Genomic DNA, 26,970 nt, shown 5'->3' with positions numbered 1-26,970 from the left:
GCGTCGCCAGGACATCGTCAGGACATCGCCAGGACATCGCCAGGATCAGAGCCCTGACAGGCGCGGTTCCCGCTTCTCCAGGAAAGCCCGCGTGCCCTCGCGCGCATCGGCCGAGGCCGCGGCGATCATGAACTGCATCCCCTCGATCGCCAGCCCTTCATCGATCGTCACGTTGATGCCGCGCGTCACGGCGCGCAGCGCAGCCGTCACCGCGCGCGGCGCATGGCGGGCGATGCGGTCGGCCAGCGCCAGGCAGGCCGGCAGCAGTTCGGCGGCCGGCACCACCTGGTTGATCAGGCCGATACGGCGGGCGGTGTCGGCATCGATGGCGTCGCCGGTGAGGATCATCTCGATGGCGCGCTTGCGGCCGACGTGGCGCGGCAGCCGTTGCGTGCCGCCGAATGTCGGAGGGAAGCCGAGACGGATCTCGGGTTTGGAGAAGGTGGCGTGGGTGGCGGCCACGGCCAGGCTGCACGCCTCGACCACCTCGCAGCCGCCGCCGAAGGCGAGGCCGTTGACGGCGGCGATGACGGGCTTCGGATAGGTCTCCAGGCGCCGCGTCAAGGCCTGCCCGCGCAGCAGGAACTCGCGATGGGCCTGCTCCGGCGAGATGGCGATGTCCGGCGCGAAGCCGGCGATGTCGGCGCCGGCGCTGAAGGCGCGCTCGCCCTGGCCGGTCAGGATCACGGTGCGCACGGCCGGATCGGTTTCGAGCGCATCGAGATGTCCCATCAGCTCGTCGATCAGGCCATAGCTGAGCGCGTTGAGCTTGGCGGGCCGGTTCAGTGTCAGCAGCACGTGCTGGCCGTGCTGCCGGGTGTCGACGTAGGAAGTCATGCTGGTGTCTCCTGGAAGGAAAGGTCCGCAGGCTGGCCCTGGGGCCGGTACGGGCGAAAGTCAAACTTTGTCAGCGGCCCGGCAGGCGAGCGTCTGGCGTCACGTGTGCGGCCTGCATCACGCGCCGGTGTCGGGTAGAATCCCGCTTTCCGGGCGCGTCCGCCATCGCGATATCTCCGCTGTCATCTGCAGGCCGTGGTGCCATTGTTGGCGCGATCGTTCCGTTCTGCCCGGAACTGTCGTCATCTCCGCTATTCCAGCCGCTCATGTCCAAGCCGAGTCCTGTCGCGGCGGCCGCGCTGCGCGCCATGTCGCTCGAAGCCATCCGCGGCTTCGAATGCGCCGCCCGCCTGCTGTCCTTCACCGCGGCGGCCGACGAGCTGTGCCTGACCCAGTCCGCCATCAGCAAGCAGGTCAAGAGCCTGGAAGACGTGCTGGGCACGGCGCTGTTCGTGCGCGGCGGCAAGGGCTTGAGCCTGACGCCGCAGGGGCGGGAGTTCTACGCGGCGGCGCGGGCCGCCGTGGAGGGCCTCGCCGAGGCCTGTGTGCGCCTGCTGGCCGCCGAGCGCAGCACGGTCACGGTCACCACCACGCCGTCGTTCGCCGCGCTGTGGCTGGTGCCCAAGCTGGCGCGCTTCCAGGTGCTGGCGCCGGATATCGACGTGCGCGTCGATGCCTCGGAGGCCAATGCCAACCTGGAGCGCGAGGGCTTCGACCTGGGCATCCGGCTGTGCGCCGTGGACGGCTCCGAAGCGCCGCTGCTGCGTGAGCGTGTGATGCTGATGGCGGCGCCCGAGGTGGCGGCGCGCATCCGCACGGCGGCCGACCTGCTGCGCACGCCGCTGCTGGTCTACCACGATCCGGCCGGACGCTTTCCGTGGATGTCGTGGACGGACTGGTACCCGCGCCTGGGCCTGGCGCATTCGCCCGGCCAGCCCTGCCTGTACTTCTCGGAGTACGAGCACGTGCTGCGGGCCGCCGCCCAGGGGGCCGGGGTGGCCATCGGCCGCACGCCGCTGGCGCTGCCGCTGCTGGCCCAGGGACGCCTGCGCGTGGTGCTGCCGGAGCACGCGGCCGACGGCATCGGCTATCGCTTCGTGGTGGCCCCGCAGGCGCAGGCGCGTCCCGCCGTGGCGCGCTTCCGCCAATGGGTCGAAGCCGAACTGGCGGCGCAGGTGATCGGCGAGCCCGGCTGAGACGTGCCGCCCGCCTCGGCGGCAGAGGGTGGGTGCCGCTGGATTCCGGCCGCGCCGGCGACGCTCCGGATGTGCTCCGTGCCAGGCTTTGAAACAGCTTGAAACCCGCCGAAACGGAATCCAACTATCGGGAACTCCCCGGTATGGCGTAGAACAAAAACTCAGAAGAAAGCAGCGGCGCACGGCCGCTACCAACCACAGGAATTGAACGCAGTGATGAGCTTGTCCCAGCGCCGTACCGAGATCGACCTGATCCGCGGCATCGCGCTGATCTTCATCGTGGTGGACCACGTCAACGGCAGCGTGCTGGGCGACTACACCATCCGCAACTTCGTCTTGTTCGACGCCGCCGAGATCTTCGTCTTCCTGGCGGGCTACTCGGCCGCCTCGGCCTACCTGGCGATGGAAGCCCGCCACGGCGCGGGCATCGCCGGCAGCCGCCTGCGCCGGCGCAGCTGGGTGATCTACCAGGCTTTCCTGCTGACGGCCGTGCTGATGCTGGTGTTCGGCCTGCTGCTGGCGGCCTGCCGCATCCCGGCGCCGGCGATCCGCTCGACCGAGGCGCTGGTGTTCCAGGCCCACCCCGTCACCACGCTGCTGGAGCTGGTCAGCTTGTCGCGCCAGCCCTTCGTCTCGGACGTGCTGCCGATGTACGCGGTCTTCATCGGGCTGGCGCCGCTGGCGGTGCGGGCCGCGCGCGCGCGGCCGCTGGCCTTCGTCGGCTGCAGCGTGGCCTTGTGGCTGATGGCGCCGGTGCTGACGCCGCTGCTGCCCAGCAGCGAGGGCACTGGCTGGTCCTTCAATCCCTTTGCCTGGCAGTTGATGTTCGGCCTGGGCCTGCTGTCGCGGCTGCGTCCCGACGTGATGCTGCCGCAGCGGGTGCTGGGCCGTTCGCTGCTGACGGCCGTCGCCATCGGCATCACCTTGTGCAGCGTGCTGCTGGCCTACCTGTGGATGCGGCCGCACGTCTACGAGCCCTGGCTGCCGGCCTGGGTGCCGGTGCTGGCGTTCCCGCTGCCCAAGCAGAGCCTGGCCGCGCTGCGGCTGGTCAGTTTCCTCGGGATCGCCTGGCTGGTCTACCTGGCGGCCCGCGCCGGCTGGGTGGCGCGGCTGGCGCAGTGGATGGGGCCGGTGGTGCAGATCGGCCGGCACAGCCTGTTCTGCTTCGTCTTCGGCGCTTCGCTGTCGGTAGTGATCGAAGGCTTCACCTACGGCGTGGCCGGTGGCAGGCCGCCGCGCCCGGTCGCGCTCACCGGCGACCTGATCGCCGTGGCGCTGCTGCTGGGGATCGGTGGCTGGTGGGGGCGCCGCAAGGAAGCGCGCCGCCTCGCCGCGCGCAGCCAGGCGGCCTGAACACGGCGCGAGCGGCCCGAGCGGCCGCCGCCGCATGGTCTAGACTCCTTGGTGACTGCGGCCCTGCCGGGCCGCGCATTGCCACCGCGGCCGGCGCGCCTGGCCGCGTCCGCAGGGAGCCGATCATGATGCTCGAGTGGGATGCCTACCGCAAGCAGTTGCTGGCCACCATCGCCGACATGGCCAAGCTCAGCCCGCAGACCGTGCAGGGCTACGGCCATCTCAGCGAGGCCGGCGCCAAGACCGGCCACCTGGATGCCAAGACGCGCGAACTGATCGCGCTTGCCGTGGCGGTCACGCGGCAGTGCGACGGCTGCATCGCCGTGCATGCGGAGGCCGCCGCCAAGCGCGGTGCCACGCGCGAAGAGGTGATGGAAGCGCTCGGCGTGGCGATCGCCGTGAACACCGGCGCCGCGCTGGTCTACTCGGCGCGCGTGATGGACGCCTTCGCCTCCCGTACTGCCTGAATTCCCTGCGGCGCCGGCGCGCCGTGCGCCGCCAGGGCCGCCTGCACGCGCTCGCGCAGCACCGGCAGCAGGTCGCGCGCGAACCAGGGATGGTGCTGGAACCAGCCCTGGTTGCGCGGCGAGGGATGGGGCAGCGGCATGCAGCCGGGTCCGTAGTCCGCGCAGGCGGCCACGGTCTCGGTCAGGCTGGCGCGCGCGGCGCGGCCGAGGAAGCGGCGTTGCGCGTATTGCCCGAGCAGCAGCGTGAGCCGGATCCCGGGCAGCCTGGCCAGCAGCGTATCCAGCCACAGCGGCGCGCACTCGCTGCGCGGCGGCAGGTCGCCGCTCTTGCCGCGGCCCGGGTAGCAGAAGCCCATCGGTACCAGCGCGATGCGCGAGGCGTCGTAGAAGACGCTGTCGTCCACCCCCATCCACTGCCGCAGGCGCGCGCCGCTGGCGTCGTCCCAGGGGATGCCGCTGGCATGCACGCGCGCGCCCGGCGCCTGCCCGACCACCAGGATGCTTGCGCCGGCGCCCGCCTGCAGCACGGGGCGCGGGCCCAGCGGCAGGGCGTCGGCGCAGGCGCGGCAGGCGCGGATCTCGGCAAGCAGGCTGTCGAGGTCGCCGCACGCGGGCGCGGCGGGCAGGTCGGGTCGGCGGGGCATGGGCGCGTGCCGCGCGCGGCGGCTCGGGGGAGTCGGGGGGGGGCTCAGCGGGCTCAGGGGACGATGGACAGGAACAGGTAGGCGGCGAAGATGGCCAGGTGCACCACGCCTTGCAGGATGGTGGTCCGGCCCAGCCCCAGTGTCAACGTCGACACGACCACGGTCAGCGCCAGCAGCACCATCTCCTTCGGACCGAGGCCCAGCGTCAGCGGCTGGCCCACCACGATGAAGACAGCGGCGACGGTGGGAATGGTCAGCCCGATGCTGGCCAGCGCCGAGCCCAGCGCCAGGTTCATGCTGGTCTGCAGGCGGTCCGCCTGCGCCGCGCGCAGCGCTGCCAGGCCTTCCGGCAGCAGCACCATGGCCGCGATGATGATACCGACCACCGCGGCGGGAGCGCCGGCCCGCGCCACCGCCGATTCGACCACCGGCGACAGCACCTTGGCCAGGCCGACCACGGCCACCAGGCACACCATCAGCAGCGCCAGGCTGGACAGCGCGACGCGCACCGGCGGTGGCGGCGCATGCACGGTTTCGTCGGAGACCCCGGCAATCAGGAAGTAGTCGCGGTGGCGCAGCGTCTGCACGAAGACGAAGACGCAGTACAGCACCAGCGCGATGATGCCCGAGAAGGCGAGCTGGGGCGGCGACAGTACCGGGCCCGGCACCGTGCTGGTGTAGTTGGGCAGCACCATGGTCAGGGTCATCAAGGCGGCCAGCACGGCCAGCGCCGCGGTCGCGCCCGGCGCCTTGAAGGCCTGCTCGCGGTGGCGCAGGCCGCCCACGAACAGGCACAGGCCGACGATGCCGTTGCACAGGATCATCACGGCGGCGAACACCGTATCGCGCGCCAGGGCCGCCTTCTCGGGGCCGGACGACAGCATCACCGAGACGATCAGCGAGACCTCGATGACGGTCACGGCGATCGCCAATACCAGCGTGCCGAAGGGTTCGCCGACGCGGTGGGCCACCACCTCGGCGTGGTGCACCGCGGAGAAGACCGCGCCGGCCAGCGCCAGCGCCGCGATCCAGAGCAGCCAGGCCTGGCCGGGCAGGGCGGTGTGGGCGCCGAGCACGGCCCAGGCGCCCAGCGGCGCCCAGATCGTCCATGCCGGCAGTTTGTTCGAAGCCAATGCCATCCCGTTGATTTCCTTTCCTGTGTCGAGTGATCTTTGTGTTGTTCTCGGATGTCTGTCCAGCGCCATGTGATGGATTCGATAGATCCGCGTGGCGTCTGTCTTGGACCAGGGGTAAGGCAGGGAAGATGGCCTATGGTTCCGCGAAATTTGAAGATTTTCGACTCATATAGTGGAAGTTTTCTTCGAATGATCGGAGGGTGGCGCCGTTTCACGGTAGGTTTTCATCGATCCGCGAAGTGGCGCAAACTTTGCCTGAGCGCATCCACGTGCCGCCGCCGCGCGGGTCTGGCGGGGCGGTTTGCCGGCTTCCCAATCCGCATTCGTCCGCCCTACAATCCGCGTCGCGCGCGAGCCGTAAGAGCCGCAACGGCGGGCAGGACGGCGCGCCCCTGGTCCGGCACAGGTCCCCCGGGGATCACAGAACAAGGAATCCGATGAAACAGTCTCTTGCCGCCGCGCTGGCGCTGACCGCCGCGCTGTCGGCTTCGTTCGCCGCCGCGCCGGCGCTGGCCGCCTATCCCGACCATCCCGTCACGCTCGTGGTGCCCTATGCGGCCGGCGGCAGCAATGACCTGGTGGCGCGCGTGCTTGGCCAGCGCCTGTCGCGCGAACTGGGCGTCTCGGTGGTGGTGGACAATGCGCCCGGCGCCAGCGGCACCATCGGTGCTGTCAAGACCGTCAATGCCGCGCCGGACGGTTATACGCTGCTGCTGGGGTCGAACAGCGAGATCTCGATCGCGCGCTTGACCAACCCGCGTATCCGCTACGACGGCCAGCGCGACCTGGTGCCGCTGCGCATGGTCGGGTCCCAGCCGATGGTGCTGGTGTCGGGCGCGCAGTCGGGCATCCGCGGCATCGACGGCTTCCTGGCGCTGGCCAAGAGCCACAAGCCGGTCAACTACGGCACCTCGGGCATCGGTACGCCGCTGCACCTGTCGGGCGAGCTGATCCGCAGCGCCAGCAAGGTCAATATGGCCCACGTGCCCTACAAGGGGGGAGCGCCGGCCATTGCCGACCTGATGGCCAACCAGATCGAGCTGGGCGTGCTGGTGCTGTCCACCGCGCTGCCGCAGATCAAGTCGGGCAAGCTGCAGGCCATCGGCGTGACCTCGGCGGCGCGCTCGCACGCGGCGCCCAACATCCCGGCGCTGGCCGAGAACAAGGCCCTGGCGGGCATCGACATGCGGCTCTGGTTCGGCGTGTTCGCGCCGGCGGCGACGCCCAAGGCGGTCACCGACCGGCTGTCGGAAGCGCTCGCGCACGCCATCAACGATCCCGAGGTCAAGGGCAGGCTGTCCGAGGCGGGCGTCGACATCGACGCCAAGGATGGGGCGGCCTTCCGCGCCTTCATCGCCAAGGAGACCGAGGCCTACCGCAAGATCGTCAGCGAGGCCAATATCCAGGAGTGAGGCGGGCCGCCGGCCGTCGGCGGCCCCTTTGACCGGCCGGCCGGCGCCGGCCATCGTCAGTCGGTGGTGCTGGGGCTCCAGTAGGCCTGCGAGACGAAGGGTTTGAGCACCAGTCCCTCGACCACGCGGTCGAGTTCGTCCGAGTCCACCGAGGTGCTCAGCAGGGTGGCGACGATTTCCACGTCGTCCTCGCCGAAAGTCTCCACATCGAGGTCGCCCACCGGGTAGTTGGCATGCTCGAGGCTGTCCTCCAGCGCGGCCAGCGCCTGCTTGCCGTGCTCGCGCGGGGCGATCACGCGCATCTGGTAGGTGACTTCGGTCGAGGCGTCGTCGATCGGTGCGCGGTTGATGGTGTTGACCACCGGGCGCAGCAGCGTGTTGGCGGCCAGCACGAACAGCGAGGCGAGCAGGGCTTCGGCGGCAAAGCCGGCGCCGGCGCAGGCGCCCACCGCGGCGGAGCCCCACAGCGTGGCGGCCGTGTTCAGCCCGCGCACATTGATGCCTTCCTTCATGATGGCGCCGGCGCCGAGGAAGCCGACGCCGGATACCACGTAGGCGATCACCCGCACGGCACCGTCGCCGCCGCCCAGGCGGCAGGCCAGGTCGACGAAGACGGCGGCGCCGACCGCCACCAACGCATTGGTGCGCAGCCCCGCGGTACGTTGCCGGAACTGGCGTTCCAGCCCGATCGCGGAGCCGAGCACGAATGCGAGGGCGAGGCAGGTCAGGGTGTCCAGCAGCGGCAGCCACTGGAAGTTGTTGATCATGCGCACAGAAACGTTCTCCTTTGCCGCCACCGGTCGGCGGGCGCGGTCGCGGGCATCCGCCCGCAAGGCTAGCCGGCGCCCGTGGCAGGCGCGTGACGCATCCGCCGGCGCGCGCGGGCGCGCCAGCGGTGCGGTCGATGAGTCGGGAAGTCGGAGGGGGCGGCCCCGGCACGGGCGCCGGGGCCGCCGCGGCGTTCAGCCGCGCCAGCCGCTCAGCAGGCGGCGCAGCCAGGCGGCTGCGCGCCGCGCGCCGGCCTGGCGCATGGCGCGCAGGCGGTCGGCGTCGTGGGTGGCCATTTCGGGGTGACGGAAGTCGGGCAGCAGGACAGCGTATTTCATGTGGATTCTCCTGTCGGGGCCCGGACCCGGCGTCGCTCGGCGGATCGGTCAGGCGAGCGGCGCGCTCGGTCGGGCAGGTTCGTGGCAGGCGCGCCGGCCATATGGGGCGCGCGGCGGTTCGGATGACGGACTACAAGGGTCGTCGGGCATCGTTGGCCTCCTGGTTGCGGTGGAACAAATGGGGCGCCCGCCCGTGCGCACCATGGTGCGCACGGGCGACCGGGACGGCGGGCCGTTTCGCGGGCGGCGCGCCATGGCCCGGGACGCGCCGTCACGCGCTGGCGTGGCGGACGGCCCAAGGCCGATCCCTTCGCGGGCGGCACAGCGCCTGCGAATGATTCGGGTAAAGCGTATGGAGTGCGGGTCAGCCGCTAGGGCACTAGGGCTGGATGCGCACCGTCTTGCAGGTCCTGCCAGACGGTGGCCGGGGAATGCGGCGGAAAGTCTGGCGGGGGTTAATGCTTGACCAACGGATCAGGACAACTGGAAGTGTCCAATTGGGAACCCCAAACTTTTAACGAAGCGAGGACTATAGCCCGTTGGCCTGTCAAGGTCAAGCCGCACGGCCGTGCGCGAGAGCGCCGGGGCCGTTCCTATAATGGGTTGGGGTCCGTCCGCGCGGGCGAGGCCCGCGCCGCCATGCCCCGCGTGCGCCGCGCGGCGGGAGGGCATTCCACACGGCAGTCGAGAGGAGGCAGACATCATGCAGAGTAGCGAATCAGTGCTGACGCAGGCGCGTGCCGCCCTGGCGCATGTGCCTTTCCATGGCCATCCGCAGCATCCGGTCATCCATATGCGCCTGGACCACGGCGCCTTGCTGCTGGAGGGCGAGGTGGCGGACATCGTCGACAAGACGCGCACCGCGGCGCAGATGCGCCGCGTCGATGGCGTCTCCAGCGTGATCGACCACCTGCGCGTGGCGGACGGCAGCAATCCCGTGGGCGATGGCGAATTGCGCGCCGCGGTGTGCGACCGCCTGCTCGACGACATCGACTTCCGCAACTGCCGCATCAGTGCGCGGGCCAAGGGGCGCAGCAACGAGCTGCGCGCGGCCGGCGAGGACAGTGCCGGCGAGATCGAGGTGGGTGTCGCCGACGGCGTGGTCACGCTGAGCGGGCATGTGATCAGCCTCTCGCACCTGCGCCTGGCCGGCGTGCTGGCGTGGTGGGTGCCAGGTTGCCGCTGCGTCGTCAACGAACTGAAGGTCGAGCCGGCGGAGGCGGACAGCGATGCCGAGATCACGGAGGCGCTGCGGCTGGTGCTGGAGACTGACGATTTCGTCGATGCCGAGCAGATCGGCGTGCATACCGAGGGCCGGGTGGTGACGCTGGATGGCTGTGCGGTCACCGACGCGGTGCGGCGCCGTGCCGAGCAGGACGCCTGGTATGTGCAAGGGGTGGAGAACGTGGTGAACCGGATCGAGCTGGCCGGCTGAGGCCGGCCGGTTGGCTGGGCAGTGCTCGCTTGGCGCGCACGGAGGCGATAGCATGGGCGTTCGTCTGCGCGCCGGCAGGAGGAGACGGGCGCGCGGCGGACCCAGCCAACCACAAAGGAGATCCCATGCCCTTCGCCTTCCGCCGCGCCCTGGTCGCGGCCTGCGCCGCGCTGTGCTGCGGCACCGCGTTTGCCGATGCCGCCAAGGTGCCCGCCGCCGATGCCGGACTGCTTGCCGCCGCCCGCGCAGCCCAGCCGGCGCTGGAGCAATCGCTGCGCGACATGGTCGCGATCGAATCCGGCAGCGCCAACGCGGCCGGGCTGGCGCAGATGGCGGACTACACCGAGCGGCGCCTCATCGCGCTGGGCGCCAGGACTGAGCGTTTCGCCGCCACGCGCGGACCGGGCACGCTGGTCCAGGGCACCTTGGTCGGCACCGGCAAGCGCCGCATCCTGCTGATCGCCCACATGGATACCGTCTACCCGGCCAACACGCTGGCGACCCAGCCGATCCGGCGCGAGGGCAACCGCCTGTACGGGCCGGGCATCGCCGATGACAAGGGCGGCATCGCGGTGATCCTGCACAGCCTGGAGATCCTGAAGGCGCGCGGCTGGCGCGACTTTGCCCAGCTCAGCGTGCTGTTCAATCCCGACGAGGAGGTCGGGTCGGGCGGTTCCGGCGAACGGATCGCGGCGCTGGCCGACCAGCACGATGTGGTGCTGTCGTTCGAGCCCTCGCCCGACCGCGCCACCGCCGGCGCCGAGGGCGTGCTGCTGGCCGCCAGCGGCACCGCCACGGCGACCCTGACCATCAAGGGGCGCGCCTCGCACGCCGGCGCCGCGCCCGAGCAGGGGCGCAATGCGCTGCTCGAGCTGGCCTACCAGCTGCAGCAGACGCGCGACGTGGCCAAGGACGTGCCGGGCACCCAGCTCAACTGGACCAGCGCCAGCGCCGATGGCCCGCGCAACCAGATCCCCGAGACCGCCTCGGCCGGGGCCGACGTGCGCATCAGCGTTCCGGGCGGCGCGCAGAAGCTGGAGGCCGCCCTGCAGCAGAAGGTCGGGGCCGGGCACCTGGTGCCGGACACCCAGGCCACGGTGACGATGAGCGAAGGCCGCCCGGCCTACGTCGCCGACGCGCGCGGCCAGGCGCTGGCGCGACGCGCCCAGCAGATCTACGCCGAACTCGACGGCCGCAAGCTGCTGCTGATCCCCGGTACCGGTGGCGGCACCGACGCCGGCTTCGCCGCGCGTTCGGGCAAGGCCGCGGTGCTGGAAAGCCTGGGCCTCGCGGGTCACGGCTACCATGCGCGCGATGAGTATGTCGATCTCGAAGCCGTGGTGCCGCGGCTCTACCTGGTCACGCGGCTGCTGGAGGAGATCGGGCGGGAGTGAGGCGTCAAGCGGCACGGCACGAACCCCGTCGCGTTGGACGAAGCCAAAACGAGATGCGCCAACACAGCACGCTGAGCATAGTGTCTTGGCTCCCTCTCCTCGCACGGGGGGAGCGGAGGAGAGGGGTGGTCTAGCAAGGCACCACACCCAAGCGAAGCCTAGGGTGTGATCCAGCACGTGAGCAAAGAAGCGAAGCCGATGGTGTGATCCCGGCCGCCACGGTCAGCCGGCGCCATGCACGCCCCGGTCGCCCTTCACGGCGCCGACGGCGTGCCGAAGGCCCGCTGGCAGGCGTCCAGCCAGGCCCGGGCTGCGCGTGACAGGTAGCCTTCGCGCCAGACCAGTCCCAGTTCCCAGGCCAGCTCGGGCGCGGCCAGCGGGCGCACCGCCACGCGCGCCGGGTCGAGGCTGCGCGCGATCGGCTCGGGCAGCAGGGCGATGCCGACGTCGGCCGCCACCAGTTCGCCGATGAAGTCCCAGTGGCGGCTCTGGCCGGCGATCTGCGGCAGGAAGCCGGCGGCCTCGCAGGCGTCGAGGATGACGCGGTAGAGCACGAAGTCATCCTCGTACATGACGAACGACTCGCCGGCCAGCGCCGCCAGCGGTAGCGCGCGCATGCTCGCCGGCGCGCGCGCGGCGGGGTAGATCACCGTCAGCGCGTGGCGGGTCACGGGCAGCGTGCCCAGGCCCGGCACCGTGGCGGGCAGCACCGTGACGCCGAGGTCCAGTTCGCCCGAGGCCACGCCTTCTTCCAGTGCCCGGCCGCCCTGTTCGCGCAGGCGCAGCGCCACGCCGGGGTATTGCCGGCGGTAGGCGCCGATCACCGGCGCGAAATAGCGTCCCGCCATCGGCGGGATGCCCACCGCCAGCTCGCCGCGGGCCATGCCGTCGACCTCGGCCACTTCCTGGCGCAGGCGTGCCACTTCGGCCAGCACCGCCTGGCCGCGCGCCAGCACCACCTTGCCGGCATCGGTGAGCTGCACGGTGCGGCCTTCCCGCAGCAGCAGCGGTCCGCCCAGTTCGTCCTCCAGCGCCTTGACCATCTTGCTGATGGTCGGCTGGGTCACGTGCAAGGCGCCGGCGGCGCGGGTGAAGCCGCCCTGGCGGACGACTTCGACGAAATAACGCAGGCTGCGGATATCCATCGGACGATCCCGTTTTCTATTCCAGATGAGAATCAAATGAATAATTTATATTCATTTTATATATCGGAGCGGGCTTCGTACACTAGAGCATCGCCAGCGTGCGGCCAGTGCACCACCTCCGGATGTGCTGTAACCGCCCCGACCCCAGTACCGATCCCGCCACCTGCGGGCCGCTTCCCGACCATGCCAGCCCTCTCGCCTTCCCCCCACCACCCGGCCGGCCCCGCCGCCGCGCCGTCCCGCCATGCCGTCGCCTCATCCCTGCGCAAGGGAGGGCTGGCCATGGTCCAGGTGCTGGCGCTGTCCGCCCTGTGGGTGCTGGCCGACTGGCTGCGCGGGCGCCTCGGCCTGCCGCTGCCGGCCAGCCTGCTGGGCCTGCTGGTGCTGGCCGCGCTGCTGTTCGGCGGCGTGGTGCGCACCGGCTGGATCCGCGGCGGCGCCGACTGGCTGCTCGGCGAGATGCTGTTGTTCTTCATTCCCGCCGTGCTGGCGGTGGTGCAGTACCCGGACCTGGTGCGGCACGATGGCTGGCGCATCTGCGCGGTGATCGGCTGCAGCACGGTGGCGGTGATGGTGGTGACGGCGCTGGTGGTCGACCGTGTCTACCGTCTCGAACTGATGCTGGCGCGCCGCCAGCGGGAGCGCCACCATGTCTGACGGCCTGCTGGCCGGCCTGTGCTTCGCCGCCACGCTCGGCCTTTACTACCTCAACAAGTATCTCTATGCGCGCCGCGCCAGCCTGCTGCTGATGCCGCTGCTGGCGACGCCGGCGGTGCTGATCGCCCTGGTGCTGGCCGCGCACATTCCCTACCGCGACTACATCGCCGACACGCGCTGGCTGCTGTGGCTGCTGGGCCCGGCCACGGTGGCCTTCGCGCTGCCCATCTACGACTACCGCGCGATGGTGCGCAAGCACTGGCTGTCGATCTCGCTCGGCGTGCTGGCGGCGGTGCTGACCTCGGTCGCCACCTCGGTGTGGCTGGCGCGCTGGCTGGGCCTGCCGCTGGCGCTGCAGAAGGGTCTGGCGGTGCGATCCGTGACCACGCCATTCGCGGTGGAGGCGGTGCGCTCGCTGGGCGGCCCGGCCGATCTCGCGGCGGTGTTCGTGGTCATCACCGGCCTGACCGGCATGGCCATCGGCGAGCTGGTGCTGTCGTGGCTGCCGATGGTGCGCAGCCGCCTGGCCCACGGCGCCATCTTCGGGGCGGCGGCGCACGGCGCCGGCACCGCCAAGGCGCGCCAGCTGGGCGAGGTGCAGGGCGTGGTGGCCTCGCTGGTGATGATGATCGCCGGCCTGGTCAGCGTGCTGGGCGCGCCGCTGATCCGGCTCTGTTTCTTCTAGCGTCGGCGTCTGCCCGCGCGGCCGGCGCGGTACGATGGCGGCCGGGCCCGGCACGGATCCTGCTGGGCCCGCAGGCGGGCGGACGGAGCGATCCGTGCCGTGCCGCCTCGACGACTGCATTCCCGCCTGCCCGGAGCCCGCATGGACTACACCGCCATCCTCGAACGCATCCGCGACGACGTGCAGCCGCTGCTCGGCAAGGGCCGCGTGGCGGACTACATCCCGCAGCTGGGCAAGGTCCGGCCCGATCACTTCGGCATGGCCCTGGTGACGCTGGACGGGCGCTGCCATGCGGTGGGCGATGCCACCGTGCCGTTCTCCATCCAGAGCATCTCCAAGCTGTTCGCCTGCACGCTGGCTTTCCAACTGCTGGGCGAGGACCTGTGGCAGCGCGTCGGGCGCGAGCCTTCCGGCAATGCCTTCAATTCGCTGGTACAGCTCGAATACGAGCAGGGCCTGCCGCGCAATCCCTTCATCAATGCCGGCGCGCTGGTGGTGACCGATGTGCTGTGCAGCCGCTTCGTGCAGGCCGAGTCGGCCCTGGTGCAGTTCCTGCGCCGGCTGTGCGGCAAGGACGGCATCGACTACGACGGAGAGGTGGCGCGCTCGGAGCTGGCCCATGCCGACCGCAACCTGGCCATGGCGCATTTCATGAAGAGCTTCGGCCGTATCGAGATGCCGGTGCAGGCGGTGATCGACGCCTATTGCCGGCAGTGCGCGATCACCATGAGCTGCGAGGAACTGGCGCGCGCCGCCCTGTTCCTCGCCAACGGCGGCGTGGTGCCGTGGAGCGGCGAGCGCGTGCTGGCACCGAGCCCGACCAAGCGGCTGTCGGCGCTGATGCTGACCTGCGGCACCTATGACGAGGCCGGCGACTTCGTTTACCGCGTGGGCCTGCCGGCCAAGAGCGGCGTGGGCGGCGGCATCGTCGCGGTGCTGCCGCGCCGCTGGGCCGTGTGCGTGTGGTCGCCGGGCCTGGACCACAGCGGCAATTCGCTGGCCGGCGTGCAGGCGCTGGAGTGGCTGACCACGCTGACCGGGCAGTCGATCTTCTGAACGGCGGCGCGCCCCGGCCGTCTCTTTCTGTCAATCGCCTTGATCTTTTCTGCCATTGGCAGCGCCGCGCCGCTGCGCCATCATTGACGATCGCCCGCAGGCTCCCGACGCACGTCCGCCGGCCGGAGTGCCGGCTGGCAGGCGCCCGCGAGCGCGGGCAGGGCGGTGAAATCACGCGGCCGCGGCGGCCGCAAAGGAATCCTCACGATGAGCATCAAAGGCAAGGCCTATATCGTCGGCGCCTACGAGCACCCGACGCGCAAGGCCCCTGACAAGAGCGTGGCGCAACTGCACGCGGAATGCGCCAAGGGCGCGCTGCTGGACGCCGGCCTGACGCTGGCCGACGTCGACGGCTATTTCTGCGCGGGCGACGCCCCCGGCCTGGGCATGATCAATATGGTCGACTACCTCGGCCTGAAGGTGCGCCACGTCGATTCGACGGAAACCGGCGGCTCCTCCTACATCGCCCACGTCTCCCACGCCGCGCAGGCGATCGCCGCCGGCAAGTGCAACGTCGCCCTGATCACGCTGGCGGGCCGCCCGCGCTCGGAAGGCTCCAGCGGCACCAAGGCGCGCAACTGGGGCGCCAACCTGCCGGACCAGCCCTTCGAGGCCCCGTTCAGCCCGGTCACGGTCAACCTGTACGCGATGGTGGCCATGCGCCACATGCACCAGTACGGCACCACGCCCGAGCAGCTCGCCTGGGTCAAGGTGGCGGCCTCGCACCACGCCCAGCACAACCCCAATGCCATGCTGCGCGACGTGGTCACGGTGGAGGACGTGCTGGCCTCGCCGATGATCTCCGACCCGCTGCACAAGCTCGACTGCTGCGTGGTGTCCGACGGCGGCGGCGCGCTGATCGTGGCGCGCCCCGAGATCGCCGCCACCCTCAAGCGGCCCAAGGTGAAGGTCCTGGGCGCCGGCGAGTACGTCAAGGGCCAGCTCGGCGGCGAGGTCGACCTGACCTGGTCGGGGGCGAAGTTCTCCGGCGCGGCAGCCTTCGCCGAAGCCGGCGTGACGCCGGCCGATATCCGCTACGCGTCGATCTACGACAGCTTCACCATCACCGTGCTGATGCAGCTCGAGGACCTGGGCTTCTGCAAGAAGGGCGAGGGCGGCCGCTTCGTCATGGACGGCAACCTGATCGCCGGCGTCGGCAAGCTGCCCATCAATACCGATGGCGGCGGCCTGTGCAACAACCACCCGGCCAACCGCGGCGGCATCACCAAGGTGATCGAGGCGGTGCGCCAGCTGCGTGGCGAGGCGCATCCGGCCGTGCAGGTCAAGGACTGCGGCCTGGCGCTGGCGCAAGGCACCGGCGGCTACCTGGGCTCGCGCCACGGCAGCGCCACCCTGATCCTCGAACGAGAGTAAAGACATGACGACTCCCTACGTTCCCGCCCCGCTCGCCGCCCCCGACGAACAGCCCGACAACGCGCCGTTCTGGCAGGCCGCCCGCGAGGGCCGGCTGCTGGTGAAGGCCTGCAAGGACTGCGGCAAGGTGCATTGGTACCCGCGCGCGCTGTGCCCCTTCTGCCTCGGCGAGACCGAGTGGAAGCCGGCCAGCGGCAGCGGCACCATCTACTCGTACAGCGTGACCCGCCGCGCCGGTCCCACCCCGTACTGCATCGCCTACGTGACGCTGGACGAAGGCGTGACGATGATGACCAATATCGTCGACTGCGACCTCGACACGGTGCGCATCGGCCAGCGCGTCCAGGTGAAGTTCTCGCCCACCGCCGAGGGTGGCGCGCCGGTGCCGACCTTCGCGCCGGCCTGAGCCGGCCTCGCCGCCCGGGGCCCCGGGCGATCCAGCCCGGGCGGCGGAGCAGGGGAGACAGGCAGTCATGCTGCTGACACATGACTGTCACGCATGCGATCTAGCATCGCGTTTCCCCTGTGCCGCCGCCATCCATGCCGCTCCAGAGATCCCGCCAGCGCGGCCAGCGCCTGCCGCTTGCCGCCATGCTTTTGTCCTGCGCCATGCTTGCCGCGGCCTGCTCGGAGGAGCCCGCCGGCGCCTCGGTCCCGATCGCCCGCTATGGTCTCGCCACCGTGCCCGGCAGCGTGCTGGCCGGCACGCCCGCGCGCCAGCCGCTCGAGCGGCTGACGCGCGAGCCGTGCGATATCGAGGCCGCCTCCGCGCTGTCGCGCGCGCTGGCCGAGGCCGGCTACCGGCGCGAGGCCGCGGGCCTGCGCCTTGCCTTTGCCGGCAACTGCCCGCGCGGCCGCGACCTGCTGCCGGGGGCGATCCCGCTGCTGCAGGCGATCGGCGATAACGCCGGCGCGCTGCAGGTGGCCGAGCGCCTGGTGGCGTCCGACCCGGACCATCCGCAGTGGCGCTTCCTGCGCGCCGAGGCCTTGCGCGAAAGCGGCAAGCCGGCCGAGGCGCTGGACGACTACCTGGCGGTCCTGTCCCTGGTGCCTGACCTGTCGCGCGTGTCGAGCGCGGTCTTTCTCGGTGCCGCCGAGGCGCGCGCCGGCACCGGCAAGCCCTGCGAAGCCGGTGCACTGGTGCGGATGTGGATCGGTGGCGATCCGGGCCGGCGCGACACGCCGCGTGCGCGCGCGCTGGTGGAGCGCTACCAGCGGCAAGGCGCCTGCCAGCCGGCCAAGGCCTCGGCAGCGCAGACCTTCGCGCGCCCACGCAACGGGTTGATCGTGGCCAGGGCCACGGTGAACGGGCGCGAAGGCCGTTTCATCGTCGACACCGGCGCCAGCTTCGTCGCGCTCAGCGAGGACTTCGCCCGCCGCGCGGGAATTCCGCTGGCGCAGGCGCGCAGGATCCGCGTGCAGACCGCCAACGGCCCCGCCGGCGCGCTGCTCAGCGAGGCGGCCACGGTCACGCTGGGCACGGCCCAGGCCGCCGCGGTGCCGACCGCGGTGATGAGCGGGGGCGGGGCCGCGCTGGGGCCGGACATCGACGGCCTGCTGGGCCAGTCCTTCCTGTCCCAGTTCGAGGTGAGTTTCCGTCCGGACCGCTGGACCATCGGGCCGCTGCAGGCAGCCGGGCGCTGAGCACCCGCGTGCCCGCGCGGGCGCGGTTCCGCCCTACTTGCGCTGCAACTCCAGCAGCAGGGCCTTGGCTGGCACCTGGTCGCCCGGCGCCACGTGCACGGCGGCGATCTCGCAGTCGAACTCGGCGGTCAGGTGGGTCTCCATCTTCATCGCCTCCAGCGACACCAGCACGCTGCCCGCGCTGACATGCTGCCCCGGCTTGACCGCCACCGTCACCACCGCCCCCGGCATCGGCGCGGCCACGTGCAGCGGATTGCCGGCTTCCGCCATGGGGCGGCTGCGCGAGCCCGCGGCCGGGCCGCCGGCGGCGGGCGCCGCGTGTTTCTCCACGTGCGCCATGCGCGGCTGGCCGTTGAGCTCGAACTGCACCTTGAACATCCCTTCCTCCTGCGCGGCATGCACGCCTTGCAGGGCGATCAGCAGCGTCTTGCCCGGGGCGATGTCGACCGCGATCTCCTGCTGCGGCTGCAGGCCGTAGAAGAAGGCCGGCGTGGGCAGGGTGGAGGTGTCGCCGTAGCTGCGCCGGTGCGTGAAGTAGTCGACCGTCACCTTGGGGTACATCAGGTAGGAGGCGAGCTGCTGGTCGTCGAGCGCGCGGCCGCAGGCGGCTTCGCCCTGCGCCCGGGCCGCGTCGAGATCGACCGGCGGCAGGCGGTCGCCGGGGCGGTAGGGGGCGGGCGGCTCCGCCTTGAGCACCCGGCGCGACAGCGCCGCCGGGAAGCCGTCGGGCGGGAAGCCGAGCTCGCCCTTGAACAGCGAGACCACCGACTCGGGGAAGGCGATCTCCTTGGCCGGATCGCACACGTCGGCGGCGCTGAGGTCGTTGGTCACCATCATCAGCGCCATGTCGCCCACCACCTTGGAGGTCGGCGTGACCTTGACGATGTCGCCGAACAGCTGGTTGACCTCGGCATAGGCGCGCGACACCTCGGTCCAGCGGTGCTCCACGCCGAGCGCGCGCGCCTGTTCGCGCAGGTTGGTGTACTGGCCGCCGGGCATCTCGTGGCGGTAGACGTCGGCGGTGCCGGCGCGGATGTCGGACTCGAACGGCGCGTAGTAGCGCCGCACGCCTTCCCAGTACATGGAGGCCTCGTGCAGACGCTCCAGGTCAAGGCCCGGATCGCGTTCGCTGCCCGCCAGCGCGGCGGCGATGCTCGACAGGTTGGGCTGCGAGGTGAGCCCGCTCATGGCGTCGAGGGCGCCGTCCACCGCGTCGCAGCCGGCCTCGATCGCCGCCAGCGCGGAGGCTGCCGAGATGCCGCTGGTGTCGTGCGTGTGGAAGTGCACCGGCAGGCCGGTTTCCTCCTTGATGGCCTTGACCAGCGCGGCCGCGGCGCGCGGGCGGCAGATCCCGGCCATGTCCTTGATGCCGAGGATGTGCACGCCGGCACGCTGCAGCTCGCGCGCGATGCCGACGTAGTACTTGAGGTCGTACTTGGCGCGCGCGCCGTCGAAGACGTCGCCGGTATAGCAGATCGCGCCCTCGCACAGCGCGCCGCTGTCGCGCACCGCGTCGATGGCCACGCGCATGTTCTCGACCCAGTTGAGCGAGTCGAACACGCGGAACAGGTCGATGCCGGCGGTGGCCGCCTGGCGCACGAAGAAGCGCACCACGTTGTCGGCATAGTTGGTGTAGCCGACCGCGTTGGAGCCGCGCAGCAGCATCTGGAACAGGATGTTCGGCACCGCCTCGCGCAGCTTGGCCAGGCGCTGCCACGGATCCTCCTTGAGGAAGCGCAGGGCCACGTCGAAGGTGGCGCCGCCCCAGCATTCGAGCGAGAACAGCTGCGGCAGGGCGCGTGCGTAGAAGGGCGCGATCGGCAGCATGTCGGCGGTGCGCATGCGGGTGGCGAACAGCGACTGGTGGGCGTCGCGCAGCGTGGTGTCGGTCAGCAGCACGCGCTGCTGGGCCAGCATCCATCGGGCGAAGCCCTCGGGACCCAGCTCGCGCAGGCGGTCGCGCGTGCCCGGCGGCACGGCGGTATCGGTCCAGGCGGGCTGCGCGGGCAGCACCGGCCTGGCCAGCGGCAGCGGCGGCAGGGCGCGTCCCTTCATCTCGGGGTTGCCGTTGACGGCGACTTCGCCGAGATAGCGCAGCAGGCGCGTGGCGCGGTCGCGCCGCTTGGCGAAGGAGAACAGCTCCGGCGTGTTGTCGATGAAGCGGGTGGTGACCTCGCCCGGCGAGAAGGCCGGGTGGTTGATGACGTTCTCGAGGAACTGCAGGTTCGAGGCCACGCCGCGGATGCGGAACTCGCGCAGCGCGCGGTCCATGCGCCGGATCGATTCGTGGGCGCTGGGGGCCCAGGTGGTCACCTTGACCAGCAGCGAATCGTAGTAGGGGGTGATGACGGCGCCGCCGTAGGCGGTGCCGGCGTCCAGGCGCACGCCGAAGCCGGAGGCGCTGCGGTAGGCGGTGAGCTGGCCGTAGTCGGGCAGGAAGCCGTTCTCCGGATCCTCGGTGGTGATGCGGCACTGCAGGGCATGGCCGTTCAGCGCGATGCGCTCCTGCGGCGGCACGCCGGCGGCACGCGCCACCAGCGTGCCGGCGGCATCGTGCTCGTCCTCGGTCAGGCCGATGCGGCCGCCCTCGGTGATGCGGATCTGCGCCTTGACGATGTCGATCCCGGTGACCATCTCGGTCACCGTATGCTCGACCTGGATGCGCGGGTTGACCTCGATGAAGTAGAAGCGCCCGCTGTCGGCGTCCATCAGGAACTCGACGGTGCCCGCATGGGTGTAGCCGACCGCGCGCATCAGCTTGAGCGCCGAGGCGCACAGCGACTGGCGCGCGGCGTCGTCCAGGTAGGGGGCCGGGGCGCGCTCGACCACCTTCTGGTTGCGGCGCTGCACCGTGCAATCGCGCTCGTAGAGGTGGACCACGTTGCCGTGCTGGTCGCCGAGGATCTGCACCTCGACGTGGCGCGCGTTGCGTACCAGTTTCTCGACGTAGACCTCATCGTTGCCGAAGGCGGCCAGCGCCTCGCGGCGCGCGATCGGCAGCATGGCTTCGAGGTCCTGCTCATTCTCCAGCACGCGCATGCCGCGCCCGCCGCCGCCCCAGCTGGCCTTGAGCATCAGCGGGTAGCCGACCTCGGCCGCGAGCCGGCGGCACTCGTCGAGCGCGCGCGGCAGCGGCGGCGTGGCCGGCATCACCGGCACGCCCGCCGCCACCGCCGCGTTGCGCGCGGCGACCTTGTTGCCCAGCGTGCGCATCACGTCCGGCGGCGGCCCGATCCAGCGGATGCCGGCGTCGATCACCGCCTGCGCGAACTCCGGGTTCTCCGACAGGAAGCCGTAGCCGGGGTGGACCGCGTCGACGCCGGTCTGGCGTGCCACGCGCAGGATGTCGGCGATGTCGAGGTAGGCTTCCAGCGGCTTGCGGCCCGCGCCGACGAGGTAGCTCTCGTCGGCCTTGAAGCGGTGCAGCGCGAGGCGGTCTTCCTTGGCGTAGATCGCCACCGTGTGGATGTTCATCTCGGCCGCCGCCCGCATCACGCGGATGGCGATCTCGGAGCGGTTGGCGATCAGCAGCGATTGGATGGCGGGAGGTTTCATGGCCGGTGGCTAGCGATGGAGAAAGCGGTGGCGGAGGCGCCGGGTGGGCGCGCCGGTCGTGCAGGGGTGGCGCGCCCGACGCCTGGGGGCTCGGGGCCCACTGTAGCGGCGGCTGCCGCATCGGGAAATGGCCGATCCGGCAAGCACGCTTGGCAGGAATGCTCAGGCGGGGCGCGCCGGGCCGCTGCCGGCGCTCTTCCCGCCCGCCTCAGAATGCCTGCGGCGCCGCCTCGTGGTCGCGCACCACGCCGTTCATCACGTCCAGCAGCACGGCCGGCCCGAGCGGGACGGCTGCCTCGATGCGCCGCAGATAGCCCAGCAGCTGGTGCCTGGCCGCCTCGGCGAACTCGGGCGAGATGCCTTCGTCCTCATGCAGCAGCACGTAGGAGCGCGCGAAACCGTAGAGCAGGTAGTAGGCGCTGGCGTGGGCGGGATCGCGTGCGATCAGCGCGCGGGTGCCGTCCTTGACGGCCAGGAAGGCGTCCGTGCCGGGGGCGGCGGCTTCGAACGCGTCTGCGATCTGCTTGAGGTGCATGGTGGCCTCGTCCTGTGCAGTGGGCAGGGGGTGGCGTGGCGTCGGGTCTGCGCGAAGGGTGCGGATGCCGTGAAGGGCGCAAATAGGCGGAGAAGGTTCCGAGCCGGCCGCGTCACGGCATCTTTCCACTACCGGGGCGCCGGCGCAAGGGCCGCCCGCGCCCCGCGCCATGCCGCTCCTGTGCCATGCGGTACACTGCCCGCCGCGGCGCCCCCCGGGACGCGCCGCGATCCTGCCATGACGCCAACAACACAGGAGGAGCGTCCCCCATGCAAGCCCCCGCCAAGGCCGCGGCATCGCCGTCCGCCGAACTGTCCCCGCCCCAGCACACCGCCTATGCCTGGAAGGCCCTGGCCGGCTCCACGGTGGGTTATGCGATGGATGGCTTCGACCTGCTGATCCTCGGCTTCATGCTGCCTGCCATCAGTGCCTCGCTGGGCCTGTCGAGCGGGCAGTCCGGCGCGCTGGTGACCTGGACCCTGGTCGGCGCGGTGGCCGGCGGCATCCTGTTCGGCGCGCTCAGCGACCGCTACGGCCGCATCCGCGTGCTGACCTGGACCATCGTGCTGTTCGCCGTGTTCACCGGCCTGTGCGCCTTTGCCCAGGGCTTCCACGACCTGCTGGTCTACCGCACCATCGCCGGCATCGGCCTGGGTGGAGAGTTCGGCATCGGCATGGCGCTGGCCGCCGAGGCGTGGCCCGCGGCCAAGCGGGCGCGCGCCTCCTCGTATGTCGCGCTGGGCTGGCAGGCCGGGGTGCTGATGGCCTCGCTGCTGACGCCGCTGCTGCTGCCGCTGATCGGCTGGCGCGGCATGTTCCTGGTGGGCGTGCTGCCGGCGCTGGTGGCCTGGGTGCTGCGCAACCGGCTGCACGAGCCGGAGCTGTTCGTGCGCCAGGCGCAACGGCCGCGCGCCAACGCCTTCCGGCTGCTGGTCGCCGATGCCCGTACCGCGCGTATCAGCCTGGGCGTGGTGATCCTGTGCTCGGTACAGAACTTCGGTTACTACGGCATCATGATCTGGCTGCCGACCTACCTGTCCAAGACCCTGGGCTTCTCCCTGACCAAGTCCGCGCTGTGGACCTCGGTGACGGTGCTGGGGATGATGGCCGGCATCTGCCTGTTCGGCCACCTGGCGGACCGCATCGGCCGCAAGCCGACCTTCCTGTTGTTCCAGGCCGGCGCGGTCGGCATGGTGCTGTATTACGCGCGCCTGAGCGATCCGCTGGCAATGCTGTGGGCCGGCGCGCTGATGGGCCTGTTCGTCAACGGCATGATCGGCGGCTATGGCGCGCTGATCTCCGAGGCCTACCCGACCGCGGCGCGTGCTACCGCGCAGAACGTGCTGTTCAATATCGGCCGCGCGGTGGGCGGGCTCGGTCCCATCGTAGTGGGCGCGCTGGCCGCCACCTACTCCTTCCCGATGGCGATCGCGCTGTTGGCCGGCCTGTACTTGCTCGACATGGTGGCCACGCTGTTGCTGATCCCCGAGTTGAAGGGCGTGGCGCTGGAGTAAGGGTCTCCTAAGACGCGGCGCCGGGCGCCGGCTCCGCCAGCGGGCAGGTGACGATGCGCAGCGTGGGGTCCTGCGGACAGGCTTCGTCGGCGAAGCCGAGGCGATGGGCGAGCGCGCGCATCGACGTGTTGGAGGCGAGCACATAGCCCATCATCTGCCGATAGCCGCGGGCGCGCGCCACCTCCAGCAGCACCTGCATCAGCTGGCGCCCCAGGCCGCTGCCATGCCAGTTGTCGGCCACGGTGACGGCGAACTCGCAGGCGTGTCCGGCCTGCCGCACGAAGCGGGCGCCGCCGAACAGCGCCTCGTGCCCGTCCTCGCTGCCCGCCGCCACCAGCACGAATTCCCGCGCCGGCAGGGGATGGGTGGTCGATTCGAGCAGGTCTTCCGGCAGTTCCCGCATGGCCGCCATGAAGCGCGAGTGGCGCGACTCCGCCGACAGATGGTGGAAGGCATCGAGCACGGCCGCCTTGTCGGCGCCGCAGATCTCGCGCAGCACGACTTCGCGGCCGTCGCGCAGCATGACGCGCATGGGCAGCGCCGGCATCGGGGCGGTCGCGGTTGATGCGGCGGATGAGGCGGCGGATGAGGCGATAGGCGAGTCGGTGGTCGGCACGGTCATCGTGACATCTCTCCTGGCGGAAACCGGTCGCCGCAACATGGGCGGCGCGGCAGGCGGGCCTCCGGCGCACAGGGCGGCGCGCAGCGCACAGGCGATGGCTCCCGCCGGCGGCGAGGCCGGTACCGCGCATTCTAGTCCACACACGCACTGCCATCGGCCGCGGCCTGCCTTGCGCGATACCAGATCAGCCAGTCCTGCGCATTGCAGTCGCGCCGCCGGGCCGCCGTCGCGAACGTTCTCCGCCATCCTTGCCTTTCATCAAGTTCACGCCGGCACCCGCTGCCTAGAATGATCTTCCCGACACCGTCTCCACGGAGAGCACCATGGCAAACATGCGAGCCACCGTCTTTCTCGGTCCCGGCAAGATCGCCCTGCAGGAAAAGCCGATCCCGGAAGTGGGCCCGGGCGACGCCCTGCTGCGCGTCACCACCACCACCATCTGCGGCACCGACGTGCATATCCTCAAGGGCGAATACCCGGTGGCGCACGGCCTTACCATCGGCCACGAGCCGGTCGGCGTGATCGAGAAACTGGGGCGCGAGGTCAAGGGCTACCAGGAAGGCCAGCGCGTGCTGGCCGGCGCGATCTGCCCGAGCTTCCATTCCTATGCCTGCCAGGATGGCGTGCCCTCGCAGGATGGGCAATGCCATGGTCACGGCTACAAGCCGATGGGTGGCTGGCGCTTCGGCAACACCATCGATGGCGCACAGGCGGAATACGTGCTGGTGCCCGACGCGCAGGCCAACCTGGCGCCGATTCCCGACGGGCTCAGCGATGAGCAGGTGCTGATGTGCCCCGACATCATGTCCACCGGCTTCGCCGGCGCCGAGCGCGCCGACATCAAGATCGGCGACATCGTGGCCGTGTTCGCGCAGGGGCCGATCGGGCTGTGCGCAACCGCTGGCGCGCGCCTGCGCGGGGCCGGCCTGATCATCGTGGTGGACGGCCTCGACGAGCGCCTGGCGATCGCGCGCAAGATGGGCGCCGACGTCACCCTCAATTTCCGCCAGGTCGACGTGGTCAGCGAGATCCTGCGGCTGACCGGCGGGCGCGGCGTCGATGCCTCGATCGAGGCGCTGGGCACGCAGGGCACCTTCGAAGCCGCGCTGCGCGTGCTCAAGCCCGGCGGCACGCTGTCCAGCCTCGGCGTGTATTCGAGCGACCTGCGCATCCCGCTCGATGCCTTCCACGCCGGACTGGGCGACAACCGCATCGTCACGTCACTGTGCCCGGGCGGCAAGGAGCGCATGCGCCGGCTGATCCAGGTGCTCGAGAGCGGACGGCTCGACCTGGGGCCGCTGGTCACCCACCGCTACCCGCTCGCGGACATCGTGGAGGCCTACGAACTCTTCGGCAGCCAGCGCGACGGCGTGCTGAAGGTGGCCATCACGCCCTGAGCCTCATCCCTGAGCCCGGCCGCGTCCTCAGCCTTGCGCGAAGGTCTCGCGCAGCTGGAACTTGAGGATCTTGCCGGTCGGGTTGCGCGGCAGCGCCGGCACCAGTTCGAGCCGGCGCGGGATCTTGTAGCGCGCCAGGCGTGTGCCGGCGAAGTCCTGCAGCGCTTCCAGCGTCAAGGCGTGGCCGGGCTTGAGCGCCACCACCGCCATCACGGTCTCGCCCCAGCGCGGGTCCGGCGCGCCGATCACGGCCGCTTCCGCCACGGCGGGATGGCCGTACAGCACGCTTTCCACCTCGGCCGGATACACGTTCTCGCCGCCGCTGATGATCATGTCCTTGACGCGGTCGCAGACATAGTAGAAGCCGTCTTCGTCGACATAGCCGACGTCGCCGGTGCGGAACCAGCCGTCGGCGTCGATCGCCGCGCGCGTGGCCTCCGGCTGGTTCCAGTAGCCGCGCGTCACGTTGGGGCCGCGCACGCAGATCTCGCCGCGCGCGTGCGGCGCGCTCACCGTGTTGCCCTGGGGGTCGACCAGCCGGATCTGGATCAGCAGCGCGGTGTGGCCGACCGAGCCGATCCGGGCCAGCGCATGCTCCGCGGTCAGCACGGTGACCAGCGCGGCGGTCTCGGTCAGGCCGTAGCCCTGCTGCACGGCGATGCCGCGCGCGGCATAGGTGCGCAGCAGGGGCTCGGGACAGGGCGCGCCGCCGCACACGATCTGCCGCACGTGGTCCAGCGGCGCATCGGCGAAGCCGGGGTGCTGGCTGATGAAGAGCAGCATGGCCGGCACCGCGAAGAGGGTGCGCACGCGGTAGGCGGCGATGTCCGCCAGCACGCGTGCAGGATCGAAGTGGCGGTGCAGCACGACGTGGCCGCCCTTGAGCAGGGTGGTCATCAGCAGCACGTTGAGGCCGCCGATATGGAACAGCGGCGCGAACACCAGCAGCACGTCGTCGGCCAGCACGTCCACCGTGTACAACTCGCCGACGTGGTTCCACCAGAAGTTGCCATGGGTCAGCATGGCGCCCTTGGGCCGGCCGGTGGTGCCGGAGGTGTACATGATGACGGCCACGTCGTCGCTGGCCACCGGCACCGGCGCCTGCGCCCAGGGCGCGGCGGCGTCCATCGCGGCCGCCAGCGGCGGCCAGCGCGCCGGGTCGGCGGCTTCGCCCTCCACGCACAGGTAGCGGGCGCAGCACAGCGTGTCGCGCACCGGGTCGATCGTCGAGAGGTGCTCGCCGTCGACCAGCAGGGTGTGGATGCCGGCGTCGTTGGCGATATAGGCCAGCTCGGCGCCGGTCAGGCGGAAGTTGAGCGGCACGAAGACGGCGCCCAGCCTGGCGCTGGCGAACAGCGCCAGCAGGAAGGCAGGGTGGTTGAAGCCGAGGTAGCCGACCCGCATGCCGGGGCGCACGCCGCCAGCGTCGAGCACACTGGCGAGCCGTTCGATCTCGGCCAGCAGGCGGCCGTAGCTCCAGGTCTCACCCTCGAAGCTCAGCGCGGGGCGCTCGGGGCTGCGGCAGGCGCGGCCGGTGAACCAGTGGGCCATGCCGATGGCGGGCAGGGGCGAGGGCTGGCCGCCGAAGCGGTCGGCCGGCAGGTCCAGCGGGGTGGCGCTCATCTGTACGTGTCTCCTGGCGTGGCGGGCGGGTTGGCGGCGCCGGCCGCCGGCAGTCGGGGGCCGGAAGCCGGGCTGGCTGCAAAGGCTAAGCAAGGCGGGCCAGGATGTCTTGCGCGAACTGGCTGGAGGCGCGGAAGCCGGGGGCAGGGAGCCGGCGCTGGCGCGATGCGGGGCCATTGCGGA

At 71.0% G+C, this 26,970-nt stretch carries 24 protein-coding genes; 14 read left to right on the top strand and 10 right to left on the bottom strand.

What is annotated here, in order from left to right:
* Positions 1–45: 45 nt before the first annotated feature.
* Positions 46–837: a crotonase/enoyl-CoA hydratase family protein gene (locus BKK80_RS29155; RefSeq protein ID WP_071019314.1), complete on the bottom strand. Its 792-nt coding sequence runs from the start codon at positions 835–837 to the stop codon at positions 46–48.
* Between the two features lie 266 nt (positions 838–1,103).
* Here BKK80_RS29155 and BKK80_RS29150 point away from each other — a divergent pair, with 266 nt between their 5' ends.
* From BKK80_RS29150 to BKK80_RS29140, 3 genes are all read left to right on the top strand, one after another.
* Positions 1,104–2,033: a LysR substrate-binding domain-containing protein gene (locus tag BKK80_RS29150; protein ID WP_071019318.1), complete on the top strand. Its 930-nt coding sequence runs from the start codon at positions 1,104–1,106 to the stop codon at positions 2,031–2,033.
* A gap of 216 nt (positions 2,034–2,249) precedes the next feature.
* Positions 2,250–3,386: an OpgC domain-containing protein gene (locus BKK80_RS29145; RefSeq protein WP_231908102.1), complete on the top strand. Its 1,137-nt coding sequence runs from the start codon at positions 2,250–2,252 to the stop codon at positions 3,384–3,386.
* Positions 3,387–3,514: 128 nt separating this feature from the next.
* Positions 3,515–3,853: a carboxymuconolactone decarboxylase family protein gene (locus BKK80_RS29140; protein WP_071019324.1), complete on the top strand. Its 339-nt coding sequence runs from the start codon at positions 3,515–3,517 to the stop codon at positions 3,851–3,853.
* On the opposite strand, the gene BKK80_RS29135 is transcribed toward BKK80_RS29140, so the two are convergent.
* Both BKK80_RS29135 and BKK80_RS29130 read right to left on the bottom strand, forming a co-directional pair.
* Positions 3,808–4,497 carry a uracil-DNA glycosylase family protein gene (locus BKK80_RS29135; RefSeq protein ID WP_071072319.1) on the bottom strand — a complete coding sequence of 230 codons (690 nt, stop codon included), beginning with the start codon at positions 4,495–4,497 and terminating at the stop codon, positions 3,808–3,810. The genes BKK80_RS29140 and BKK80_RS29135 overlap by 46 nt on opposite strands.
* Before the next feature lie 53 nt (positions 4,498–4,550).
* Positions 4,551–5,636, bottom strand: a complete 1,086-nt coding sequence (locus tag BKK80_RS29130; RefSeq protein ID WP_071040146.1) for a calcium:cation antiporter — start codon at positions 5,634–5,636, stop codon at positions 4,551–4,553.
* Between the two features lie 434 nt (positions 5,637–6,070).
* On the opposite strand from BKK80_RS29130, the gene BKK80_RS29125 reads away from it, so the two are divergent.
* Positions 6,071–7,045: a Bug family tripartite tricarboxylate transporter substrate binding protein gene (locus BKK80_RS29125; protein ID WP_071019332.1), complete on the top strand. Its 975-nt coding sequence runs from the start codon at positions 6,071–6,073 to the stop codon at positions 7,043–7,045.
* Positions 7,046–7,101: 56 nt separating this feature from the next.
* Here BKK80_RS29125 and BKK80_RS29120 read toward each other — a convergent pair whose 3' ends face one another.
* Entirely contained in the window at positions 7,102–7,818 is a 717-nt protein-coding gene (locus BKK80_RS29120; RefSeq protein WP_418235902.1) for an MgtC/SapB family protein, read from the bottom strand.
* Between the two features lie 189 nt (positions 7,819–8,007).
* Positions 8,008–8,151 (bottom strand): hypothetical protein, encoded by a 144-nt coding sequence (locus BKK80_RS36790; RefSeq protein WP_157903363.1) that lies wholly within the window; start codon positions 8,149–8,151, stop codon positions 8,008–8,010.
* A gap of 703 nt (positions 8,152–8,854) precedes the next feature.
* Between BKK80_RS36790 and BKK80_RS29115 the strand changes: the two genes are divergently transcribed.
* Entirely contained in the window at positions 8,855–9,586 is a 732-nt protein-coding gene (locus tag BKK80_RS29115) for a BON domain-containing protein (protein ID WP_071019338.1), read from the top strand.
* Between the two features lie 125 nt (positions 9,587–9,711).
* Positions 9,712–10,980, top strand: a complete 1,269-nt coding sequence (locus BKK80_RS29110; protein ID WP_071019339.1) for a glutamate carboxypeptidase — start codon at positions 9,712–9,714, stop codon at positions 10,978–10,980.
* Between the two features lie 254 nt (positions 10,981–11,234).
* Here the strand turns inward: BKK80_RS29110 and BKK80_RS29105 are convergent, their stop codons facing one another.
* Positions 11,235–12,125 (bottom strand): LysR family transcriptional regulator, encoded by an 891-nt coding sequence (locus BKK80_RS29105; protein ID WP_071072317.1) that lies wholly within the window; start codon positions 12,123–12,125, stop codon positions 11,235–11,237.
* Between the two features lie 183 nt (positions 12,126–12,308).
* Here BKK80_RS29105 and BKK80_RS29100 point away from each other — a divergent pair, with 183 nt between their 5' ends.
* From BKK80_RS29100 to BKK80_RS29075, 6 genes are all read left to right on the top strand, one after another.
* A complete protein-coding gene (locus BKK80_RS29100) occupies positions 12,309–12,782 on the top strand; it encodes a CidA/LrgA family protein (protein ID WP_157128602.1) in 474 nt (157 codons plus the stop codon).
* On the top strand, positions 12,775–13,467 hold the full coding sequence (locus tag BKK80_RS29095) for an LrgB family protein (protein ID WP_071019345.1): 693 nt from the start codon (positions 12,775–12,777) through the stop codon (positions 13,465–13,467). Before BKK80_RS29100 ends, BKK80_RS29095 begins: the two co-directional genes overlap by 8 nt.
* 141 nt (positions 13,468–13,608) lie before the next feature.
* On the top strand, positions 13,609–14,523 hold the full coding sequence (locus tag BKK80_RS29090) for a glutaminase (protein ID WP_071019348.1): 915 nt from the start codon (positions 13,609–13,611) through the stop codon (positions 14,521–14,523).
* Between the two features lie 207 nt (positions 14,524–14,730).
* Positions 14,731–15,897, top strand: coding sequence for a thiolase domain-containing protein (locus tag BKK80_RS29085; protein ID WP_071019350.1), 1,167 nt, complete (start codon positions 14,731–14,733; stop codon positions 15,895–15,897).
* Between the two features lie 4 nt (positions 15,898–15,901).
* Entirely contained in the window at positions 15,902–16,303 is a 402-nt protein-coding gene (locus BKK80_RS29080) for a Zn-ribbon domain-containing OB-fold protein (protein WP_071019353.1), read from the top strand.
* A gap of 134 nt (positions 16,304–16,437) precedes the next feature.
* Complete coding sequence (locus BKK80_RS29075; protein ID WP_071072315.1) at positions 16,438–17,541, top strand: TIGR02281 family clan AA aspartic protease; 1,104 nt, start codon at positions 16,438–16,440, stop codon at positions 17,539–17,541.
* Positions 17,542–17,574: 33 nt separating this feature from the next.
* Here the strand turns inward: BKK80_RS29075 and BKK80_RS29070 are convergent, their stop codons facing one another.
* Positions 17,575–21,096: a pyruvate carboxylase gene (locus BKK80_RS29070; protein ID WP_071072313.1), complete on the bottom strand. Its 3,522-nt coding sequence runs from the start codon at positions 21,094–21,096 to the stop codon at positions 17,575–17,577.
* A 208-nt stretch (positions 21,097–21,304) separates the two neighbouring features.
* Positions 21,305–21,631: a hypothetical protein gene (locus tag BKK80_RS29065; RefSeq protein ID WP_071040139.1), complete on the bottom strand. Its 327-nt coding sequence runs from the start codon at positions 21,629–21,631 to the stop codon at positions 21,305–21,307.
* Between the two features lie 269 nt (positions 21,632–21,900).
* Here BKK80_RS29065 and BKK80_RS29060 point away from each other — a divergent pair, with 269 nt between their 5' ends.
* On the top strand, positions 21,901–23,145 hold the full coding sequence (locus tag BKK80_RS29060; RefSeq protein WP_071072311.1) for an MFS transporter: 1,245 nt from the start codon (positions 21,901–21,903) through the stop codon (positions 23,143–23,145).
* A 7-nt stretch (positions 23,146–23,152) separates the two neighbouring features.
* On the opposite strand, the gene BKK80_RS29055 is transcribed toward BKK80_RS29060, so the two are convergent.
* Complete coding sequence (locus tag BKK80_RS29055) at positions 23,153–23,767, bottom strand: GNAT family N-acetyltransferase (protein ID WP_335582960.1); 615 nt, start codon at positions 23,765–23,767, stop codon at positions 23,153–23,155.
* Between the two features lie 323 nt (positions 23,768–24,090).
* Between BKK80_RS29055 and BKK80_RS29050 the strand changes: the two genes are divergently transcribed.
* Entirely contained in the window at positions 24,091–25,164 is a 1,074-nt protein-coding gene (locus tag BKK80_RS29050) for an NAD(P)-dependent alcohol dehydrogenase (RefSeq protein ID WP_071019364.1), read from the top strand.
* Positions 25,165–25,191: 27 nt separating this feature from the next.
* Here BKK80_RS29050 and BKK80_RS29045 read toward each other — a convergent pair whose 3' ends face one another.
* Positions 25,192–26,787: an acyl-CoA synthetase gene (locus tag BKK80_RS29045; RefSeq protein WP_205683730.1), complete on the bottom strand. Its 1,596-nt coding sequence runs from the start codon at positions 26,785–26,787 to the stop codon at positions 25,192–25,194.
* Positions 26,788–26,970 lie beyond the last annotated feature (183 nt).

Origin of the sequence: Cupriavidus malaysiensis, assembly GCF_001854325.1 — a bacterium.
In the GTDB taxonomy this organism is placed as follows: Bacteria; Pseudomonadota; Gammaproteobacteria; order Burkholderiales; family Burkholderiaceae; genus Cupriavidus; species Cupriavidus malaysiensis.
The sequence above is the reverse complement of the archived record's forward strand: the minus strand, read 5'-3'. Positions and strand labels throughout refer to the sequence as shown.

Excerpts from the sequence above, each read along its gene's own strand:
- BKK80_RS29155 (WP_071019314.1), bottom strand. The coding sequence starts at position 837 with ATGACTTCCTACGTCGACACCCGGCAGCACGGCCAGCACGTGCTGCTG.
- BKK80_RS29150 (WP_071019318.1), top strand. The coding sequence starts at position 1,104 with ATGTCCAAGCCGAGTCCTGTCGCGGCGGCCGCGCTGCGCGCCATGTCG.
- BKK80_RS29145 (WP_231908102.1), top strand. The coding sequence starts at position 2,250 with ATGAGCTTGTCCCAGCGCCGTACCGAGATCGACCTGATCCGCGGCATC.
- BKK80_RS29140 (WP_071019324.1), top strand. The coding sequence starts at position 3,515 with ATGCTCGAGTGGGATGCCTACCGCAAGCAGTTGCTGGCCACCATCGCC.
- BKK80_RS29135 (WP_071072319.1), bottom strand. The coding sequence starts at position 4,497 with ATGCCCCGCCGACCCGACCTGCCCGCCGCGCCCGCGTGCGGCGACCTC.
- BKK80_RS29130 (WP_071040146.1), bottom strand. The coding sequence starts at position 5,636 with ATGGCATTGGCTTCGAACAAACTGCCGGCATGGACGATCTGGGCGCCG.
- BKK80_RS29125 (WP_071019332.1), top strand. The coding sequence starts at position 6,071 with ATGAAACAGTCTCTTGCCGCCGCGCTGGCGCTGACCGCCGCGCTGTCG.
- BKK80_RS36790 (WP_157903363.1), bottom strand. The coding sequence starts at position 8,151 with ATGAAATACGCTGTCCTGCTGCCCGACTTCCGTCACCCCGAAATGGCC.
- BKK80_RS29115 (WP_071019338.1), top strand. The coding sequence starts at position 8,855 with ATGCAGAGTAGCGAATCAGTGCTGACGCAGGCGCGTGCCGCCCTGGCG.
- BKK80_RS29110 (WP_071019339.1), top strand. The coding sequence starts at position 9,712 with ATGCCCTTCGCCTTCCGCCGCGCCCTGGTCGCGGCCTGCGCCGCGCTG.
- BKK80_RS29105 (WP_071072317.1), bottom strand. The coding sequence starts at position 12,125 with ATGGATATCCGCAGCCTGCGTTATTTCGTCGAAGTCGTCCGCCAGGGC.
- BKK80_RS29100 (WP_157128602.1), top strand. The coding sequence starts at position 12,309 with ATGCCAGCCCTCTCGCCTTCCCCCCACCACCCGGCCGGCCCCGCCGCC.
- BKK80_RS29095 (WP_071019345.1), top strand. The coding sequence starts at position 12,775 with ATGTCTGACGGCCTGCTGGCCGGCCTGTGCTTCGCCGCCACGCTCGGC.
- BKK80_RS29090 (WP_071019348.1), top strand. The coding sequence starts at position 13,609 with ATGGACTACACCGCCATCCTCGAACGCATCCGCGACGACGTGCAGCCG.
- BKK80_RS29085 (WP_071019350.1), top strand. The coding sequence starts at position 14,731 with ATGAGCATCAAAGGCAAGGCCTATATCGTCGGCGCCTACGAGCACCCG.
- BKK80_RS29080 (WP_071019353.1), top strand. The coding sequence starts at position 15,902 with ATGACGACTCCCTACGTTCCCGCCCCGCTCGCCGCCCCCGACGAACAG.
- BKK80_RS29075 (WP_071072315.1), top strand. The coding sequence starts at position 16,438 with ATGCCGCTCCAGAGATCCCGCCAGCGCGGCCAGCGCCTGCCGCTTGCC.
- BKK80_RS29070 (WP_071072313.1), bottom strand. The coding sequence starts at position 21,096 with ATGAAACCTCCCGCCATCCAATCGCTGCTGATCGCCAACCGCTCCGAG.
- BKK80_RS29065 (WP_071040139.1), bottom strand. The coding sequence starts at position 21,631 with ATGCACCTCAAGCAGATCGCAGACGCGTTCGAAGCCGCCGCCCCCGGC.
- BKK80_RS29060 (WP_071072311.1), top strand. The coding sequence starts at position 21,901 with ATGCAAGCCCCCGCCAAGGCCGCGGCATCGCCGTCCGCCGAACTGTCC.
- BKK80_RS29055 (WP_335582960.1), bottom strand. The coding sequence starts at position 23,767 with ATGACCGTGCCGACCACCGACTCGCCTATCGCCTCATCCGCCGCCTCA.
- BKK80_RS29050 (WP_071019364.1), top strand. The coding sequence starts at position 24,091 with ATGGCAAACATGCGAGCCACCGTCTTTCTCGGTCCCGGCAAGATCGCC.
- BKK80_RS29045 (WP_205683730.1), bottom strand. The coding sequence starts at position 26,787 with ATGAGCGCCACCCCGCTGGACCTGCCGGCCGACCGCTTCGGCGGCCAG.